This is a genomic window from Chryseobacterium sp. SN22, assembly GCF_008329705.1.
In the GTDB taxonomy this organism is placed as follows: domain Bacteria; phylum Bacteroidota; class Bacteroidia; order Flavobacteriales; family Weeksellaceae; genus Chryseobacterium.
Genome location: NZ_VTSX01000003.1, coordinates 150,764 through 169,262, shown reverse-complemented (window position 1 = coordinate 169,262; position 18,499 = coordinate 150,764). Strand labels below are relative to the sequence as shown.

At 41.5% G+C, this 18,499-nt stretch carries 15 protein-coding genes; 4 read left to right on the top strand and 11 right to left on the bottom strand.

Going from position 1 to position 18,499, the window contains the following annotated elements; translation table 11 throughout:
- Positions 1–74: 74 nt before the first annotated feature.
- The 5 genes from rpmI to FY557_RS02925 all read right to left on the bottom strand — a co-directional run bounded on the left by rpmI (position 75) and on the right by FY557_RS02925 (position 6,901).
- A complete protein-coding gene (rpmI, locus tag FY557_RS02945) occupies positions 75–272 on the bottom strand; it encodes a 50S ribosomal protein L35 (RefSeq protein ID WP_076390550.1) in 198 nt (65 codons plus the stop codon).
- Positions 273–359: 87 nt separating this feature from the next.
- The gene (locus tag FY557_RS02940; protein WP_149245791.1) at positions 360–2,129 is read right to left on the bottom strand and encodes an ArnT family glycosyltransferase; all 1,770 of its coding nucleotides are present in this window, start codon (positions 2,127–2,129) and stop codon (positions 360–362) included.
- A gap of 171 nt (positions 2,130–2,300) precedes the next feature.
- Positions 2,301–2,801, bottom strand: a complete 501-nt coding sequence (gene infC, locus FY557_RS02935; RefSeq protein ID WP_185151635.1) for a translation initiation factor IF-3 — start codon at positions 2,799–2,801, stop codon at positions 2,301–2,303.
- 151 nt (positions 2,802–2,952) lie between these two features.
- A complete protein-coding gene (gene thrS / locus FY557_RS02930) occupies positions 2,953–4,872 on the bottom strand; it encodes a threonine--tRNA ligase (protein ID WP_149245789.1) in 1,920 nt (639 codons plus the stop codon).
- Between the two features lie 484 nt (positions 4,873–5,356).
- Positions 5,357–6,901 (bottom strand): hypothetical protein, encoded by a 1,545-nt coding sequence (locus FY557_RS02925; protein ID WP_149245788.1) that lies wholly within the window; start codon positions 6,899–6,901, stop codon positions 5,357–5,359.
- Between the two features lie 148 nt (positions 6,902–7,049).
- On the opposite strand from FY557_RS02925, the gene FY557_RS02920 reads away from it, so the two are divergent.
- From FY557_RS02920 to leuB, 4 genes are all read left to right on the top strand, one after another.
- Complete coding sequence (locus tag FY557_RS02920; protein WP_149245787.1) at positions 7,050–8,213, top strand: 2-isopropylmalate synthase; 1,164 nt, start codon at positions 7,050–7,052, stop codon at positions 8,211–8,213.
- Positions 8,214–8,242: 29 nt separating this feature from the next.
- On the top strand, positions 8,243–9,622 hold the full coding sequence (gene leuC / locus FY557_RS02915) for a 3-isopropylmalate dehydratase large subunit (RefSeq protein WP_149245786.1): 1,380 nt from the start codon (positions 8,243–8,245) through the stop codon (positions 9,620–9,622).
- A 113-nt stretch (positions 9,623–9,735) separates the two neighbouring features.
- Positions 9,736–10,335 carry a 3-isopropylmalate dehydratase small subunit gene (gene leuD, locus FY557_RS02910; RefSeq protein ID WP_149245785.1) on the top strand — a complete coding sequence of 200 codons (600 nt, stop codon included), beginning with the start codon at positions 9,736–9,738 and terminating at the stop codon, positions 10,333–10,335.
- Positions 10,325–11,446 (top strand): 3-isopropylmalate dehydrogenase, encoded by a 1,122-nt coding sequence (leuB, locus tag FY557_RS02905; RefSeq protein ID WP_149245784.1) that lies wholly within the window; start codon positions 10,325–10,327, stop codon positions 11,444–11,446. Before leuD ends, leuB begins: the two co-directional genes overlap by 11 nt.
- 350 nt (positions 11,447–11,796) lie before the next feature.
- Here the strand turns inward: leuB and FY557_RS02900 are convergent, their stop codons facing one another.
- From FY557_RS02900 to FY557_RS02875, 6 genes are all read right to left on the bottom strand, one after another.
- Positions 11,797–11,991, bottom strand: a complete 195-nt coding sequence (locus FY557_RS02900) for a hypothetical protein (protein ID WP_149245783.1) — start codon at positions 11,989–11,991, stop codon at positions 11,797–11,799.
- 10 nt (positions 11,992–12,001) lie between these two features.
- On the bottom strand, positions 12,002–12,607 hold the full coding sequence (locus tag FY557_RS02895; protein ID WP_149245782.1) for a DUF4230 domain-containing protein: 606 nt from the start codon (positions 12,605–12,607) through the stop codon (positions 12,002–12,004).
- Between the two features lie 8 nt (positions 12,608–12,615).
- Entirely contained in the window at positions 12,616–13,182 is a 567-nt protein-coding gene (locus FY557_RS02890) for a TlpA family protein disulfide reductase (protein ID WP_149245781.1), read from the bottom strand.
- Between the two features lie 5 nt (positions 13,183–13,187).
- Entirely contained in the window at positions 13,188–13,655 is a 468-nt protein-coding gene (locus tag FY557_RS02885) for a nucleoside triphosphate pyrophosphohydrolase family protein (RefSeq protein ID WP_149245780.1), read from the bottom strand.
- 534 nt (positions 13,656–14,189) lie between these two features.
- A complete protein-coding gene (locus FY557_RS02880) occupies positions 14,190–17,120 on the bottom strand; it encodes a reprolysin-like metallopeptidase (RefSeq protein ID WP_149245779.1) in 2,931 nt (976 codons plus the stop codon).
- 208 nt (positions 17,121–17,328) lie between these two features.
- The gene (locus FY557_RS02875; protein WP_149245778.1) at positions 17,329–18,468 is read right to left on the bottom strand and encodes an acyl-CoA dehydrogenase family protein; all 1,140 of its coding nucleotides are present in this window, start codon (positions 18,466–18,468) and stop codon (positions 17,329–17,331) included.
- Positions 18,469–18,499 lie beyond the last annotated feature (31 nt).

Sequence of the window (18,499 nt, the reverse complement as noted above, 5' to 3'; positions counted from 1 at the left end):
CTTAAGGGCTCCATTTCAGGGTTAAAATGTTGAATTTGTTTGAATTCTTATAAACCGATATAGATTTATAAAAACTACTTGATGGCTAATTGACGAAGTACGCTTTTCTCGTCCACCGCAGCAACGTAAGAAGTCGTCGTAAGATTTCTCTTTTGTTTCGTTTCTTTCTTGGTTAAGATGTGGCTTTTGTAAGCATTCTTTCTTTTGATCTTACCGGAACCGGTAAGAGCAAAACGTTTCTTAGCACCTGATTTCGTTTTTAATTTTGGCATTGTTTTGCTTTTTATGGTTTTGTTATCAATATCTGTAATTGGTTTCCGATGACCCCCGGAAATAATAGTGTGCAAAATTACGAAAAATTATTTATATTTCCTGTGTAATTCCAGTGTTTCTAAAAATATTTCCTTTTCTGGAATGATCTCGACGGTTATCGTATTTTTACTATAACTGATTTCCGAAACGGAAATTAATCTTTGCTGAGATTTGCTTATTTCCCATTTTTCAGAACCCGGATTTTGAAAGGAGATACTATATTTCTTTTCTCTCTGCAAATGATTCAGAAGTCTTCTGTTTTTAAAAGTGCTTTCATTATTCGAAACATTGCTCATCAGGTAGCCGGGAATAATGAGCATGTTCTCTCTCTTTACAATTCCCGTGTTTTTCCCGTATTTATTAAAATACAGAATATGTTCATCACCACTCTGCTTTGCAAGAACTTTCACATAATGATTCTTAAAAACCGGATTCATTTTCATCTGTTCGCCGATATTAAATTCCGGAGTTACTCCCATATGATAGATGATGATATCGGGATTTCTTCCAAGAACGTATCGGGCATCTCCCAGTTCATGCGCTAAAGAGCCGGTACCAAAATTCTCAGGCGGATGGCGGGGAGTATAATAATCATTTAATCCAAGCATATCGATAGCCGGAAGTTCGGAGGCATAAGGAATACAGCCGGCAGCCGTCACGGCGATCAGAGTAGTTTCCGGAAACGTATTTTTCAGGGTGTTTCCAAGTTTCAGTCCGCGGAATTCCCAACGCTCTCCAATGGCGTATTCATTGGCAGGAATTAACAATTGGATAAACGGATTGATGATAAGCAGAATTATAAAACCTGTCCTGAGGCTTTTTGTTTTCAGTCCTGCCTGCAAATCATTCAAACTGAAAATAACTGCAAATACCAGGACAATCAGAACGGCATAATAATGCCGGAAAGCGGGGAAAATATCACCACCTATCAGGACTACATAAGTCGTCCATGCTGCAACATTCAGTAACAGGTAGAAGCCGAAAACATTTTTCTTCCTGTAAGCCAGATGAAACAGGCCATATAGTCCTAAAGCAGACAGCAACACGGTGCCGGTAAAAGCTTTCAGGATATAAAATCCGCCCCGTAAAATATGGTGCAGGGTAACTTTTACTTTAACCAGCGCTGTATTGGGAACCAGTTCTCCGTAAAAGCTATATCTGAAAATAAGCTGTCCCAACAAAAATAGAGCAGGCACAACGGCAACAATAAAGAATATTTTAATAAATTTTCTTTTGTTCTTTCTGAATATAAACAATAAAAATGCAGCTGTTATAATCGTAAACAGAAAACCGTCCGGTCTCGTAATGGCTAAAAGCCCCAGCCATAGCCCCAGAAAATACAACCTGCCGGAATTTTTGTCGTTTATGATCTTTGATACTTCTGTTAAACAAAGGGTGAGCAGAAAAATATATAATGGCTGCTCCAATCCGCCAATTGCCCAGACTGTGAAGCACGGAGTTGTCACCAGAAGGAAAACCGCTAAAAATACATACTGCTTTTTAATATTTTTTGTTTCGAAATAAGAAAAAATAACCGCCAGCGTTCCGATGGAACATATGATTCCTAATATTCTGGCTGCGAGGATCAGGTCCATCCCTAATTTTCCCAGGAAAGAAATAAGCAGTACCCATAACAGGTTGGAATAACCTTCTACAGGATGTCCATCGTTCCAGGTCAGTCCTTTACCTTCAATCAAACGCTGGGCATAGCGCAGGGAGATCAGGCTGTCATCAGAAAGAAAAGGGTAGTGGTAGAAGCAACCCAATGAAAAAATAATCAGGATGAATAATAGAAAGGAGTAATATCCTGCCTTCATGAAATTAAATTAAAGATAAACTTCTTAAGCCTTTTAAGAATAAGTGCAAAATAACGAAAAATAAAAAAGTAAAGGACAATGATTGTTTCTAAAGTTCAATAAGAAAACCGCTCCAGTAATGAAGCGGTTTAGTTGATATGTTTTATTGGATCGAATGATCCATGCTATCGATTATTTAGCCGGTTTTTTAGGACTCATCATCATAATCATTCTTTTTCCTTCAAGCTTTGGAAGCTGGTCTACTTTTCCCACATGCTCCAGTTCCTGGGCAAGTTTCAGAAGCAGGATTTCTCCCTGGTCTTTAAAGATAATCGAACGTCCTTTAAAAAATACGTAGGTCTTTAATTTTGAACCTTCTTCAAGGAATTTCTCAGCATGCTTTTTCTTGAATTCGTAATCGTGCTCATCGGTCTGAGGTCCGAAACGGATCTCTTTTACCACCACTTTTACCTGCTTAGCTTTTAGTTCCTTCTGTTTTTTCTTTTGCTCATAAAGGAATTTTTTATATTCCAGAATTCTTGCAATAAACGGTTCGGCCTTATCGGAAATTACGACTAAATCGAGATCCTGCTCAGCAGCAATCTGTCTTGCTTTGTCGATAGGATAAATTCCCGGCTCTACGTTATCGCCCACCAAACGAAGCTCTCTCACACGAATTTTTTCGTTGATCAAGTGTAAGTCCTCCTGTACCGGACGTCTTTGTGGGCCCCTGTTGTTAAATCTTTGTGCTATTGTATTATAATTTTATTGGTTAATTCTATTTTAATAATCATTCAGAATCACATCATGCATTAGCTTGAATTCTGAATTTAAACCTTCGATTTTATATCGCAGATTCTTTTTTGAAATAGGAAACGAAATCTTCAAGATTCATTACCCCTAAATCTCCTTCACCACGTCTACGTACAGAAATTGTGCCATCCTTCTCCTCATTTTCACCCACGACAAGCATGAATGGAATTTTATTTAATTCTGCATCGCGGATCTTCTTTCCGGTCTTTTCGTTCCGGTCATCAATCTGACCGCTAATATCGTGATTTTCTAAAAATTCTGAAACTTTTTTAGCATAATCTACATATTTTTCACTGATCGGAAGAATGATAAACTGATCCGGGCTCAGCCATAACGGGAAATCCCCGGCTGTATTCTCAAGCAAAATAGCAATGAAACGTTCCATCGAACCGAACGGTGCTCTGTGGATCATTACCGGCCTGTGCTTCTCATTATCGTTTCCGATATAATGAAGATCGAATCTTTCCGGCAAGTTATAATCTACCTGGATGGTTCCCAACTGCCATTTTCTTCCCAGAGCATCTTTCACCATGAAGTCCAGTTTCGGTCCATAAAATGCGGCTTCACCGTATTCTACAACGGTTTTCAAGCCTTTGTTTTTAGCTGCGGTGATGATGGCATTTTCCGCTTTTTCCCAGTTCTCATCAGAACCGATGTATTTTTCTCTGTTATCAGGATCCCTTAAAGAAACCTGAGTAAGGAAATCTTCAAAGCCCAAAGATTTGAAAACATACAATACCAGATCAATTACAGCTTCAAACTCTCCCAACAGCTGGTCCGGAGTACAGAAAAGGTGGGCGTCATCCTGGGTAAACCCACGAACCCTTGTCAATCCGTGAAGCTCTCCCGACTGCTCGTAGCGATAAACGGTTCCGAACTCAGCATATCTTTTTGGCAGATCCCTGTAGCTCCATTGAGAAGTCTTGTAGATTTCACAGTGGTGCGGGCAGTTCATCGGCTTCAGCATAAATTCTTCCCCTTCGTTCGGCGTTTTTATCGGCTGGAAGCTGTCAGCCCCGTATTTATCCCAGTGTCCTGAAGTTACATAGAGCTCTTTAGACCCGATATGCGGAGACATAACGAATTCGTAACCTCCTTTTTTCTGAGCGGCAGACAGGAAATTTTCCAGCTTTCTTCTCAAAGCCGTTCCCTTGGGTAGCCATAACGGTAATCCGGCACCTACTTTTTCAGAGAATGCAAAAATTCCCAATTCCTTACCTAATTTCCGGTGGTCCCGTCTTTTCGCTTCTTCAAGTCTTTCAAGGTATTCAGTTAATTCCTTCTGTTTAGGGAAAGAAACGCCGTACACTCTTGTCAGCTGAGGGTTCTTTTCATTTCCTCTCCAGTATGCTCCGGCAGCATTTAAAATCTTTACCGCTTTTACAATACTTGTATTCGGAATATGTCCTCCACGGCAAAGATCCGTGAAGTTATCATGGGTTACAAAAGTAATTTCGCCATCGTTAAGATTAGAGATCAGCTCCACTTTATACGGATTATCGGCATATGTTTTCAATGCTTCCTCCTTGGAGACAGGGTATAATGAGAAAGTCGAGCCTTTTTTTGCATTTTCCAATACCTTTTTCTCGATTTTCTCAAAATCTTTTTCTGATAAACTTTCGTCGCCGAAATCTACATCATAATAGAATCCGCTTTCGATGGCCGGACCAATAGTCAGCTTAGCATCAGGATAAAATTCAAGGATCGCCTGCGCCAGAAGGTGGGCAGAAGAATGCCAGAAAGCTTTCTTCCCAAGATCGTCATTCCAGGTCAGCAGCTGTACCGTAGAATCCGTGGTAATAGGCGTGGTCGTCTCTACTTGTTTGTCATTAACGACTGCGGAAATGGCATTTCTAGCCAATCCCTCGCTTATAGATTTTGCCACATCTAGCGGAGTAACTCCCGCCTCGAATTCTTTGACGCTGTTGTCTGGAAGTGTAATTTTTATCATTGTTTACTAAGAAATTTTAAGAGGCAAAAATACGAAAATTTTACTTAGTATGCTATTTTCAAGGGGATTTGTAAAATATAGATGCTAAATTTATTCAGGCAGTTTCGGATTAATGAAATAAATTTTATGGCTATGATGTTGTGGTAGGAATAATTACGATAGTTAAATGATTTATATTGAATGATTTAAAGTTACATATGGATAAAAATAAAGAATGGGTAAAGATCCCCCAGAGATCGGCCTGTATTAACATCGGAAAGAATCTGAAGGTCACAAAAATAACACATCATCAAAGTCTCGAAGGGCAGTTAATAATCTTATCAGATCAATTTAGGGAAAGACAGCAATGAATTTCCGGGCATACGATGTGAAATTAACAAAGTATTCACGATCAACTTATATTAACATGGGTATAGCCCGATATTCAGGATAGCCCTAAAATTTAAAACCCTTAAGGGGTGAACTCTAGTAGCCACTAGTGAAATCAACTCCGTCTCTTATACCTCACCTTCTCCTTGATAATTTCAATCACATCCACGTTCCGCACTTTGGATTTTACCCACCCGTGAATATCAATGTATAAAAGGGATCTTCTGTAATATTCGTTACCTGCAAAAAACTCTAGCTCAGCATCGAATTTCCTGAAAGATTCAAGTTGCCGGTCGGGCGTTACACCATTCAGGTTTTTAAAGAAAGCTACGCTTTCAAAATGGAATTCATCCGGTTTTTTCATCTTTTTGACAAATTTTGATGTCGATCTGATAAATTCATCATAATCTTCGTCATTTCCTGATTCATATTTTGCCATTAAAATCAGTATTCTGGTGTGGAAGAGCAGATCTTCCTGCACATTGCCTTTTGACTCAATGATGTTTAAAGAATATTTTATGGATTCTATAAACTTTTTGCTTCCGAAAAACAAGGCGGCCATTTTAAGGTATAAAATCATAAAATGGTGCTCATCAATTTTATCCCTCAGCTTTTCCATTTTCAGTTCGATTTCAGGAATAAGCCTGGATCCTGAAAAGAACTCACCTTTCACGAAGTGAATGTTCATTAGCGTATTGTAATGGGTAAGAAAAATAAGCGATTGAAGGTTTTCATTTTGAGCAAAGCTTGAGGAATGCACCCTTTCGTTAAACTCTCTGAAACTGTTTTCAAGGATGTCGATATTTCCGTATAGGAAAAGGATTTTCAGGAGATAGGTATTGCCTTTGATGTACCAGACCGGATGGCTGAAGATCATTTCCGGATTTTTGTGAAACAGGTCTACCCATTGAAAGGCATATTTCAGGGTATACTTATAATCCTGGAGCAGCTGGTTTTTCCAGACATGCGCTTTGAAATACCACAGCTTTTCCGTAAAATTCAGCCTTTCGAAATTAATTTTCTGAATCTGTGCATTGAAAAGACTCATAATTTGTTCCCGGTCTTCATGGTTTTTTACATAACCATGGGTAAGCATTTCGCTGTATAATTTCAACGAAAGGTTGGATAATTCCGTAGTGTAATGATTCTGCTTACTGATTTCCGTAGATTGCCGGATCAGTTCGTCGGCACGGCCTTCAATACTCCGGGTAATAAATTGGGATTCAATAACTTTTTCCAGATCAATGATTTCCGAAGCAATGGTTTTTTCATCCAGCTGCAAAGCCGACTGTTTTGTTTTATCCAATATTTTCAGAGCCTGTTTGTAAAGGCCCTTCTGGTAGAGAATATTGGCAAAATCCAATTGTTCCCGAAGCTGGATCCGGTAATTCTGATGGCTGGGATTCATTCGTAAGCTCACAAGGATCTGTTTATAAAGGTGGGCCTTCAGATTAGACAACTGCTGCTTTGTGGAAATTTTCTTCTCGATGATAATGTTTTCATCATATTCTTTCATCTTTTCGATTTCTGAAAACAGCAGAAGAAATTTGGCATCCACATTAATTCCAAGACGGTTCACATACAGCCTGAATTGTCTTTTTTCTGACATGGTAAGGGATTTGATCAGGACAAATAGAAAATCTTTATGCAATTCTGCCATTGTAAATTTTTGGAAATTAAAATATTGTTAGATAACTGGTTAGGGTAAAATTATGATATTTTGGCTATTGTAATTTTTGTGAAAACCGGTAATGACTGAACGTTTCATCTTTCTAGTTTTGGTTCAAAATTAAGTAAAAAACTTCATTATGAAATCCGAAAAAATTGAAATTTTTGATACCACGTTGCGTGACGGAGAGCAGGTCCCGGGTTGCAAGTTAAATACAGAGCAGAAATTAATAATTGCCGAAAAACTGGATGAGCTGGGAGTAGATGTTATCGAAGCGGGTTTTCCAATTTCAAGTCCCGGTGATTTTCATTCCGTTTCAGAGATTTCAAAACTGGTGAAAAATGCAAAAGTATGCGGACTGACCAGGGCCAACCAAAAAGACATCGATGCCGCAGCTGAAGCTCTGCGCTTTGCCAAAAGGCCAAGAATCCACACCGGAATCGGAACTTCGGATTCCCATATCAGATTTAAATTCAATTCTAATCGGGAAGATATTATCGAAAGAGCCTCACAGGCTGTAAAATACGCCAAAAATTTTGTAGAGGATGTGGAATTTTATGCCGAAGATGCCGGAAGAACCGATAACGATTACCTGGCCAGAGTTTGTGAAGCGGCCATCAAAGCAGGTGCTACGGTACTTAATATTCCAGACACCACGGGATATTGCCTGCCGGAAGAATACGGTAATAAAATAAAATATTTAAAAGAAAATGTAAACGGTATCGACAGAGCCATCCTTTCCTGCCACTGCCACAATGATCTGGGAATGGCCACTGCCAATTCTATTTCAGGAGTGATCAACGGGGCAAGGCAAATCGAATGTACCATCAATGGGCTTGGCGAAAGAGCAGGAAATACCGCTTTGGAAGAAGTGGTGATGATTCTCAGACAGCATCCGGACTTACAGCTGTATACCGATGTAAAGTCCAGAATGCTGAACCCGATGAGCTTCCTGGTTTCGGAACTGATGGGAATGCCCGTACAGCCGAATAAGGCTATTGTCGGAGCCAATGCTTTTGCCCACAGCTCAGGGATTCACCAGGACGGTATCATCAAAAACAGGGAAACGTACGAAATTATTGATCCGGCAGAAGTAGGAGTGAATGCTTCAACAATTGTGCTGACGGCAAGGAGCGGACGTTCGGCATTGGCTTACCGGTTTAAGCATATCGGTTTTGAAGTGACAAAAAACGAACTGGACTTTTTATACGAGGAATTCCTAAGAGTGGCCGACCGTAAAAAAGAAGTTGATAATAACGACCTGAGTGCGATCATCGAAAAAGTGACCAGAAAAATAGGATAGTAATATTGATTTTAACAGAATCATTTGAAATGAATAATAAGAAAACACTTTTTGACAAAGTCTGGGATGCCCATGTGGTCGAAACAATTCCGGACGGACCTCAGATCATCTATATCGATAAGCACCTGATCCACGAAGTCACCAGCCCACAGGCCTTTGCCGAACTGGAATCAAGGAATCTGGAAGTTTTCAGGCCGCGGCAGATTGTGGCCACTGCCGATCATAATGTTCCGACCTGGGATCAGGATAAGCCCATCCGTGACGAATCTTCGAGAAACCAGGTAGAGCAGCTTACCGGAAACTGTAAGAAAAACAATATTGAATTGTACGGTTTGGGTCATCCGTACCAGGGAATTGTTCACATCATTGCCCCTGAGCTTGGCGTTACCCAGCCGGGAATGAGTATTGTCTGCGGCGACAGCCATACTTCTACCCATGGCGCTTTCGGCTCGATTGCTTTCGGAATAGGTACAAGCCAGGTGGCGCAGGTTTTTGCGAGCCAATGCTTATTGCTGAACAAACCAAAATCCATGAGGATTACGGTAAACGGAACATTAAGTAAAAATGTTCAGCCTAAAGATGTGATCCTGTATATTATTTCAAAAGTCGGGACTGACGGCGGAACAGGATATTTCTGTGAATATGCCGGAAATGTTTTTGAGGAAATGTCGATGGAGGGAAGAATGACGGTCTGCAACATGAGCATCGAAATGGGAGCCCGCGGCGGAATGATTGCACCGGATGAAACCACTTTCCAATATGTAAAAGGTCGGACCTTTGCCCCGAAAGGAGAAGAGTGGGCAGAAAAAGCAGAGTATTGGAAAACATTGAAAACAGACGATGAAGCGGTTTTTGATGCGGAGTTCTCCTTTGATGCCTCTGATATTCACCCGATGGTAACATACGGGACCCATCCGGGTATGGGAATTCCCATCAGCCAGAATATTCCGTTTCCACAGAATGATTCTGAGGAAAAAGCGTTGAAATATATGGGTTTAAAAGCCGGACAGGCGCTTTCGGATATTACGGTGAATTATGTTTTCATCGGAAGCTGTACGAATGCAAGAATCGAAGATTTTCGGACTGCAGCAAATTATATTAAAGGGAAAAGAAAATCGGAAAATGTTCAGGCGCTGATCGTTCCCGGTTCCCAGCAGGTCGTTAAACAGATTTTTGAAGAAGGGCTGGATGTCATTTTCACTGAAGCCGGTTTTCAGATCAGGCAGCCGGGATGTTCGGCATGCCTTGCCATGAACGACGATAAGATCCCGGAAGGTGAATATTGTGTATCTACCTCCAACAGAAATTTTGAAGGAAGACAGGGTCAGGGAGCAAGAACGATTCTGGCAAGTCCGCTGACTGCTGCAAAAGTAGCAGTCGAAGGAAAAATATCGGTCTTCGAAAACTGATCGGATAGGTGAATGGCGAATTTCGCTATGCAAGTAAATTTTAAAATCGTTTAAAAATTGACCATTGACTTACGAAGTAAAATTGACCATTGACCTTTAAAAAACTAAACAAAATGCAAAAATTGGTTATTATAAAATCCCGGGCAATTCCTTTACCGGTTGAAAATATAGATACGGACCAGATCATTCCGGCCCGCTTTTTAAAAAGTATTGATAAAAAAGGTTTTGGAGAAAACCTTTTCAGGGACTGGCGGTATAACGTCCATACCGGAGTACCGAATGCCGATTTTGTTCTGAACAATCCAAAGTACAGCGGGGAAATCCTGGTGGCCGGCAACAATTTCGGTTGCGGAAGCAGCCGGGAACATGCCGCATGGTCATTGACGGATTACGGTTTCAAAGTCGTGGTCTCAAGCTTCTTCGCTGACATTTTTAAAGGAAATGCTTTGAATAACGGTTTGCTTCCGGTAAAAGTTTCCGAAGCATTCCTGAAAGAAATCCTGAATTGCATTACCGAAAACCCTGAGAAAGAGCTTGTGGTTGATGTAGAAAGACAAACCGTCACTTTTGATGATAAATCAGAAAGTTTTGAAATTGACTCCTATAAAAAGATCTGCCTGATGAATGGTTATGATGACATCGATTTTTTAATCAGCAGAAAACAGGCCATCAGAGAATTTGAACTTAAAACACAGAAAGTATATGAAAACTAAGTTTAACATCGCGGTGCTTCCCGGAGATGGCATCGGTCCGGAAGTCGTAGGTGAAAGCATTAAAATTTTAAATGCCATTGCGGAAGCCTTTCACTATGAGTTTGATTTTACCTACGGGCTGATGGGCGCGGAAGCTATAGATAAAACGGGGAATCCGCTGCCGGATGAAACCCTGGCTATCTGCCGGAATTCTGACGCCGTATTGTTCGGAGCCATAGGAGATCCTTCTTTTGATAATAATCCGGATGCAAAAGTGCGTCCCGAACAGGGCCTGCTGAAACTCCGCAAGGAGCTTGGTCTTTTTGCCAATATCCGACCTTTGAAGACCTACAGTTCGCTGATCGATAAAAGCCCTTTGAAAAGAGAGATTATTGCCGGGACGGATATCCAGATTTTCCGGGAACTGGTAAGCGGAATTTATTTCGGGGAAAAATTTACGGATGAGGAAGCAGGGTATGCTTATGATAACTGCAAGTATCACAGGGATGAAATTGCCCCGATCGTTCACATGGCGTTTCAGGAAGCCCTGAAGCGCAGAAAGAAAGTTACGCTTATCGACAAAGCCAACGTTCTTGATACTTCAAGATTATGGAGAAAGGTTTGTAAAGAGATTGCCGCCGGATATCCGGACGTGGAGCTGGATTTTATGTTTGTTGATAATGCGGCCATGCAGCTGATCCTGAATCCGAAGCAGTTTGATGTTATTGTGACGGAAAATATGTTCGGGGATATCATTTCCGATGAAGCGAGTGTCATCGGTGGTTCTATCGGGCTGCTGCCTTCCGCCTCCATCGGGACCGAAAATGCTTTGTTTGAACCCATCCACGGTTCGTATCCGCAGGCCAAAGGAAAGGGAATTGCCAACCCGATTGCCTCTCTTTTAAGTACCGCTATGATGCTGGATTACCTGAAGCTTGATCAGGCGGCCGAAAAATTAAGACAGTCGGTGCAGCACGCCATTGAAAACAAATATGTGACGGTAGACCTGAATGCCGAACAGCCGTGTTCTACCGCTGAAGTAGGAAGCTTTATTGCAGATTATATTACCTATTCTGAGAAGTCGTATTATAATTTTGAAAATGTGAAGCTTGGAAAATCCACCATTGTGTAATTAATAAACAGCAGATTCCGCTTCGCCGATAACAATCAATAGTCCATAAAAATTCACTTGCGGAGCGAACTGCTGTTTTACATATAATATGATAAATCAGGTTTGTAGGAATGCCGGAAGTTTTACTGCAGTACATTAAAGGATATTTGTATCAATTCTTCTTAAAAATAGCATTTACAATCCTGATTCATTTAATCTTCCTACTTACATTTTTGATGGCCGGAGGATAATTAAATATGTACTTTAAATGCAAATCCATGGTGATTTGAAAAATTGTTGTTTGATTTTTATTTGTATATTTTTTTTCTGAAAAAAGGTTCTGCCTCATCTGAGACAGAACCTTTTTAAATTTATTCTTCCGTGTTATCCGTTTTGCCGGACTCATTGTTTTTCGAAGACTTCTGGACATCCTCCTTGTCTACATCAGACGGATTCGTCTTTTCTGAAGAAGCGGGAATATTCTGAAAATCTTCGTTCTGCTTTTTGGTTTCCGCCTTGTTGGCCGATTCCTGACCTTTTTTGTCGTCGTCGTGTTTGTTGTTCATAGCTTATATTTTATAATCCCAAAATACCGAGTTTGCCGGTCTGGTCTTCAATTTTATAATTCAAAGCTTTTGCCAAAACGAAAATATTATTCAGGTTTTCCATTAATTGCTCACGTCCTTCGGTTCTGAGCCGGTTTTGATCGATCGACCGGATGGCGGTATCTTTGGCTTTTTGCGTTACATTTTTAATGTCTTTCTCTGAAATCCTGTTAAAAAAAGAATCGTCTACCGACTGGATCTCCACACTTGGCGTAATCCTGATGTCGGCGTCAGGCAGTGCAGTAATCATCAGTTTTTTATTCACTGAATCCACTTCGATTTTCATTTTGTTTAAATCGTAAGAAACCTGCGCATTGGTTTTGGTAAATGTGATGATGCTGTTGCTGGAAACTTCCTTGCCTAAAAATTCATAGCCCATTTTGGTTTTCTGTATAGAAGACGTATTCTGTTCCATCACCACCATCTTGTTCATTTTGGCAATCTGGTTGGTGAGAATATAATAATCTGATTTCTCTGTTTTCTTTGCGGGACTTAAACAGGATCTAAAACTGAAAAACAGAATAACCATAACGATTATTCCGGCCAGAAACGGGACTAAAATTTTAATATTTTTCAAATCTTAATTTATTTGCTGAAAATTTCTTTGATCACGGAGCCGTCGTCTTTCTTCAGGATTTCTACCAGATCCCTTTCAATATATCCGGTAGTAGGCATTTCAATAATCCTTCCTATCTCTTTACCATATCTCTGTACGATAATCGTAGGAACTTTCTGAACGTTATAAAGGCCTTCTTCGCCGTTAGGGGATTCTTTTTTACGGTTAACGGCAATGATTTTCAGTTTGCCTTCCGGATAGTTTACTTCATCAAGAATCCTCATCAGCCTCGGAAAATCCCGGTGGGAATCTTCACACCAGGTTCCAATGAATACAACCAGATTATAAGAATTGATCTTATCTTTTTTAAGTTCGCTGACAGCTTTCTGATCCAGTGTATATTCGTCATGCTCTTTCACATACCAGTCGGAATAAGGCGCTTCGGTAAATTTGCTTTTGAGCTGCATTCCCAACAGCATCTTGCCGTCATTTGCCGTTTCCACTTCACGGCCGACCACTACTTTCTGTGCTGCAAGCTGCTGACCCGCAAGAAACAATGCTGAAACGGCAAATATGTTTGTGATAATTTTTTTCATGCTTTTTATTTCTCAATAATGGTTTTTAAATCGGCAGGAGAGTAATACTTGTTTTTAAGGACTTTATGATCGGCCTGTCGGTATACATTGAACTTCTCACCCGATTTTTCATAAAAAGATGCCACATCCTTTGCCTTATAAAACTCAACGGTTTCCTGTGCCTGTTCTTCGTTGTCGCAGGCTTTGGACATATTGGACCGCTGAACTTCGTTGAACAGTTCTACAAATTTGCTGCCAAGTCCGAATTCCAGAACCGCACCGCTCAGAACATACTGCAGGTCACACAGGGCGTCCGCAATTTCAATGATATTGTTATCGGCGATGGCCTGTTTCAATTCGTTCAGTTCTTCCTGCAAAAGTTCAACCCTGAGCTCGCATCTTTCCGGTAAAGGAATCTGCGGACTCTCTAAAATAGGGGCTTTAAAAGTGGTGTGGAATTCTGCTACCTGGTTCAGACTGTCAATTTTATCCATGAATAATTTTTAATTTACGCAAATATAAAAATTCGATTTTACAAATCGGGAATCAACGCTGAGGTTTTTCCAAAGCATAAAATTTAATTTGATATAAATTTTAATCGAAGTATATGTTTTTCTCTGGGTAGATCTTAGCTTATTCAAACACTTTTCTCTTGTTCATACATGTATCAATTTCTTTTTTACAAATCTAAAGGAATAGATTTTTGAAAAAAACATATTGATAAGTTTCTAAATTATCAATTGAAGGTCCCATTGTAAACATTCTAATACATTTTTCTCTGTTGTGCCGCAAGAACAGTCGAACTGATGTAGTGGTTACTACACCGGATCAGCAGGCAAAATGTATCTCTGTTTCGATCATATTTCTGTTTCTTACATCGAGCTTCTGTTAAAAACAGAAAAGACAGCGGTTTCCAAATCCAAAATTTAAATTTAATTGCAGATTATCACTTATTAATCATAACCTATTACTAAAAAAAGGCCGCCCTTTTCAGGCTGCCTTTATCATAAGATTAAATTGATTGGAAATTAGTTTTTAATGAATCTCCCGGAGGTTTCCCCGATTTGAATTATATAAGCCCCTTTAATCAGTCCACTTACATTCACGGAGCCCCTTTCAAGTTTTCCGGAATTGATTAGTTTTCCACCCATATCGAAGATTCTGTACTCTTCGTTCGTTGTATCTGATACATGCAGGATATCTTTTGCCGGGTTCGGATATAATTTGATATCCGTAATCAAATCTTTGGTAGCCGGCAGTTCGCGTCTTCCTGAAGAAACGATATTCACTGTGTAATCTTCCACCTGTCCGTAGGTGTAAGACCCGCATGAAGATGAAGGAACAGTATTATACTGCATCATCACCCGCATTCTCGTGCTTCCTGCAACAGCGGTAGACGGAATGGTCAGGGTTCCCGTTACCGGAGAAGTGGTAGATGCGGATCTGGACCAAACCAGTTCACCGCTGTCCGCGAAGTCACCGTCCCCATTGTAATCGATATATACAGCGTAGGCTTCATTGTATCTGGTGGATGTCCAGACAGGGGTTACGGAAATGGTATAGGAAGATCCTTTGGTAACATTGGTGGAAACTGAAGTGAAATTTTCATATCCTGCCGTTCCCGTCGAGGTATTGTTGATCGTTCCGAACTTCACGTTTCCTATTCTTTCATCAGCCGTATTCGTTGCGGACGCCGAACAGTAACTTACAGTACTTCCCGCAGAAGTGGTTACGGATACCGTATTGCTGGAAGACGAAGCGTTTCCTGCCGCATCTTTAGCCCTTACGCTAAAGCTGTAGGTGGTGGAAGGCGTTAATCCGGTTACGGTATACGAAGTAGAAGAGGTGGAGCCGAGCATTGAGCTTCCCTGGTAAAGATCATATCCCGTTACGCCTACATTATCGGTAGCTCCCGACCAGGAAAGATTGGTGCTTGTGGAGGTTGTTCCTGAAGCAGCCAGCGTAGGAGCGGTAGGGGCTACCTGATCTACGTTCGCAGAGCCTCCATTTACTGTGATGTTGGCATTGTTTATATCAAAGAAAATATGATTGGAACCTTTTATCATAATCCGTCCTGTGGAAGTGGAAGTATTCGGAATCGTTACGGCCTGTGAGCCGTCATTCGGTGTTCCCGCGAGCAGGGTCGTCCATGTATTCCCGCTGTCGGCAGACCATAAGATATCCACGTTGGATGCATTTATCCCGTTGGCTGTTGTTCCGGCAACATTCCAGGTTACGGTTTGGCTGCTTCCGCCGGTATAGGTAACTGCTGAATTTTGAGAGCTTACGCTGAAAGGCCCGGCCGTTCCGTTCACCGTGATTAGCGCATCGTCTGAATTATTACCGGATCCGCCGGCCCTGTTATCACGAACGGTGAACCTGAAGTTATAGGTTCTTGCTACGCTGGATAAAGCTTCCACGGTAATTTCGGAACCGGCTGTTGTTGTTGCTCCGGCCAATAAGGAGGCCATTCTCGGAAAGTATCTCACCGGCGTCATTTGTGGTGTGAACGATCTGAATGCAGGTCCTGAAGCCTTTGTGGCACTGGCTGCAGAGCTTGCTCCCGTCTGGGAAGACGAAGCATTGTCCATCTGTTCCCAGATGTAGGTTAGAGAGTCTCCGTTGGCATCGGTTCCTGATCCTGTAAGCATAAACGGCGTGCCTTTCGGGATGGTATAATCCAGGCCGGCATTGGCGGTTGGAATTGAATTGCCTGTGTTTGTGCTTACAGGACAGGTTTTAGTTTTGATATTATTGGTAATCTGCTGAATGCTGACTGCGTGAAAGAACGAATCCGAGTGCGGCTGTATGTCCTGAGCGGTGATTCCGGCATATCCCATAATCGTTGAGCCTGAGCCGGGTTCCATATTGGCTCCTGTTCCTTCGTTGCTCATGGAGAAAGTATGGTTTCCGCCGAACTGGTGACCCATCTCGTGGGCGACATAATCAATATCAAAGTTGTCTCCGGACGGAATTCCGTCTGCCGGAGAAGTGTAGCCGCTTCCTTTGGATCCGTTGGTGCATACACAGCCGATACAGCCTGCATTTCCTCCGCCTCCCGAAGCGCCGAACAGGTGTCCGATGTCATAGTTGGCTTCCCCAATCACTGAAGTCAGGGTAGACTGCAGTTGGGAATTCCAGCTGTTCATCTGTGAAGAAGGGGAATAAGGATCCGTTGAGGCATTGGTATAAATCACTGCATCATTGTTGGAGATCAGTACCATTCTGGCTGAAAAGTCTTTTTCAAAAACACCGTTGACGCGGGTCATGGTATTGTTCATGGCTGCCAGGGCATTGGCTTTTGTGCCGCCGAAATAGGTAGTGTATTCTCCTGTACAGGATAATGCCAGGCGGAAGGTCCTGAGTTTTGCATCATCGGCATTAGGTCTCGCCGTGAGATTCGTTGTACCGGCTACCCCTTTCTGGGCTACGTCGATTACCGTGCATTCAAATGCATTCAGGTTGTCTTTTTTATCAGACTTCTTGTACACCACGTAGGTAGACAAGTCTTTGGAATAAGGTTCGATGAAAACTGCGGATTTATCACCATAAATTTCCATGGAAGACAATCCCAGCGGGGAAACGCTGAAATAAACCGTTGTGCCGGTATCTCCCAGTCCTTCGCCTACATAGGATTTGATGTCCGGATATTTAGCGGCCAGCTGAGGGTCGAAGTTGGAATTCTCCCTTACTTTGAAGCTTTCCATCTTTCCCTCTGCATTAGGGAACGAAATCAGGATTTCCGATTTTTCACCCGTTGCCAGTCTTTTCGGGGCTTTGGCAAGGACATTTTTCAATCCGTTAATATCCAGGCTGTATAATTTCGGATGATTGATCGTTACTTTGTTTTGAAAAATTTCTAAGGTATTTTTTTGTGAAGTTTCAGACCAGAGGCGGTCGGTCTGAGCGAATGAAATGCCGGAAGCCAGCATCCCAATCAACAATAGTTGTTTTCTCATACATATTCTTATTTGATTGTGGAATATCAAAGCTAATAAAAAATACATTATGAAAAATAAAATTTTTTAAGAAAATTTCTGATAAACAGTCTAAATAATTATGCAATACATTAAACATCAGCAAATGGCGATTTACCGGAAAAAGAAATAGCATATGCTGATGCATATGCTATTATGGGATGAATTGATATAATTCTATTTTATGTAATTACTTGGTAATGTCTCTGCCGATTACCAGTCTCTGAATTTCAGAAGTTCCTTCACCAATTGTGCAAAGCTTGGAATCCCTGTAGAATTTTTCGGCAGGGAAGTCCTTGGTATATCCGTAACCGCCGAAAATCTGAACCGCATTGTTTGCAATTCTTACGCAGGCTTCAGAAGCATAGAGTTTGGCCATGGCTCCTTCCTTGGTCATTTTCTGTTTGGCGTTTTTCATAGTGGAAGCTCTCTGGATCAGCAGTTCTGCAGCATCAATTTCCGTTGCCATATCCGCCAGCATAAAGTTGATCGCCTGGAATTCTGAAATGGATTTCCCGAACTGATGTCTTTCTTTAGCATATTTTAAAGCTGCTTTATAAGCTCCTCTTGCCGTTCCCAAACTCAATGCCGCGATGGAAATTCTTCCGCCGTCAAGGATTTTCATGGCCTGTTTGAAACCTTCGCCCACTTCGCCCAAACGGTGGGAATCCGGTACGCGTACATTATCGAAAATAAGTTCTGCCGTTTCGGAAGCCCTCATCCCCAGTTTGTTTTCTTTTTTACCTGAGCTGAATCCCGGCATTCCTTTTTCAAGAACAAATGCAGTGGAGTTATTTTTAGCTCCTTTTTCGCCTGTTCTGGTCATTACTACGGCAATATCACCGGAAATTGCATGGGTAATAAAGTTTTTAGCTCCGTTGATGATCCATTCGTCACCGTCTTTTACAGCTGTCGTAGACATTCCTCCGGAATCGGAGCCGGTGTTGTGCTCCGTTAGTCCCCAGGCTCCTATTACTTTACCGGAAGCCAGTTGCGGAAGCCATCGGTGCCTCTGCTCTTCATTGGCAAATTCATAAATATGGTTGGTGCAAAGTGAATTGTGTGCCGCTACGGAAAGTCCGATGGAAGGATCTACCTGAGAGATCTCATCCAGGATTGTTACATATTCGTGATACCCGAGTCCGGAACCGCCGTACTCTTCAGGAATTACGATTCCCATGAATCCCATTTCTCCCAACTCATGAAACAGATCTTTAGGGAACGTCTGGCTTTCGTCCCACTCCATAATGTTTGGTCTGATGTTCTTTTCAGCAAACTCCCTTGCCGTTTCCGCTATCATTTTGATATTGTCAATAGTCTCCGTATTCATATAGATAATAAGTTAGTTCCCAAAGATAAAT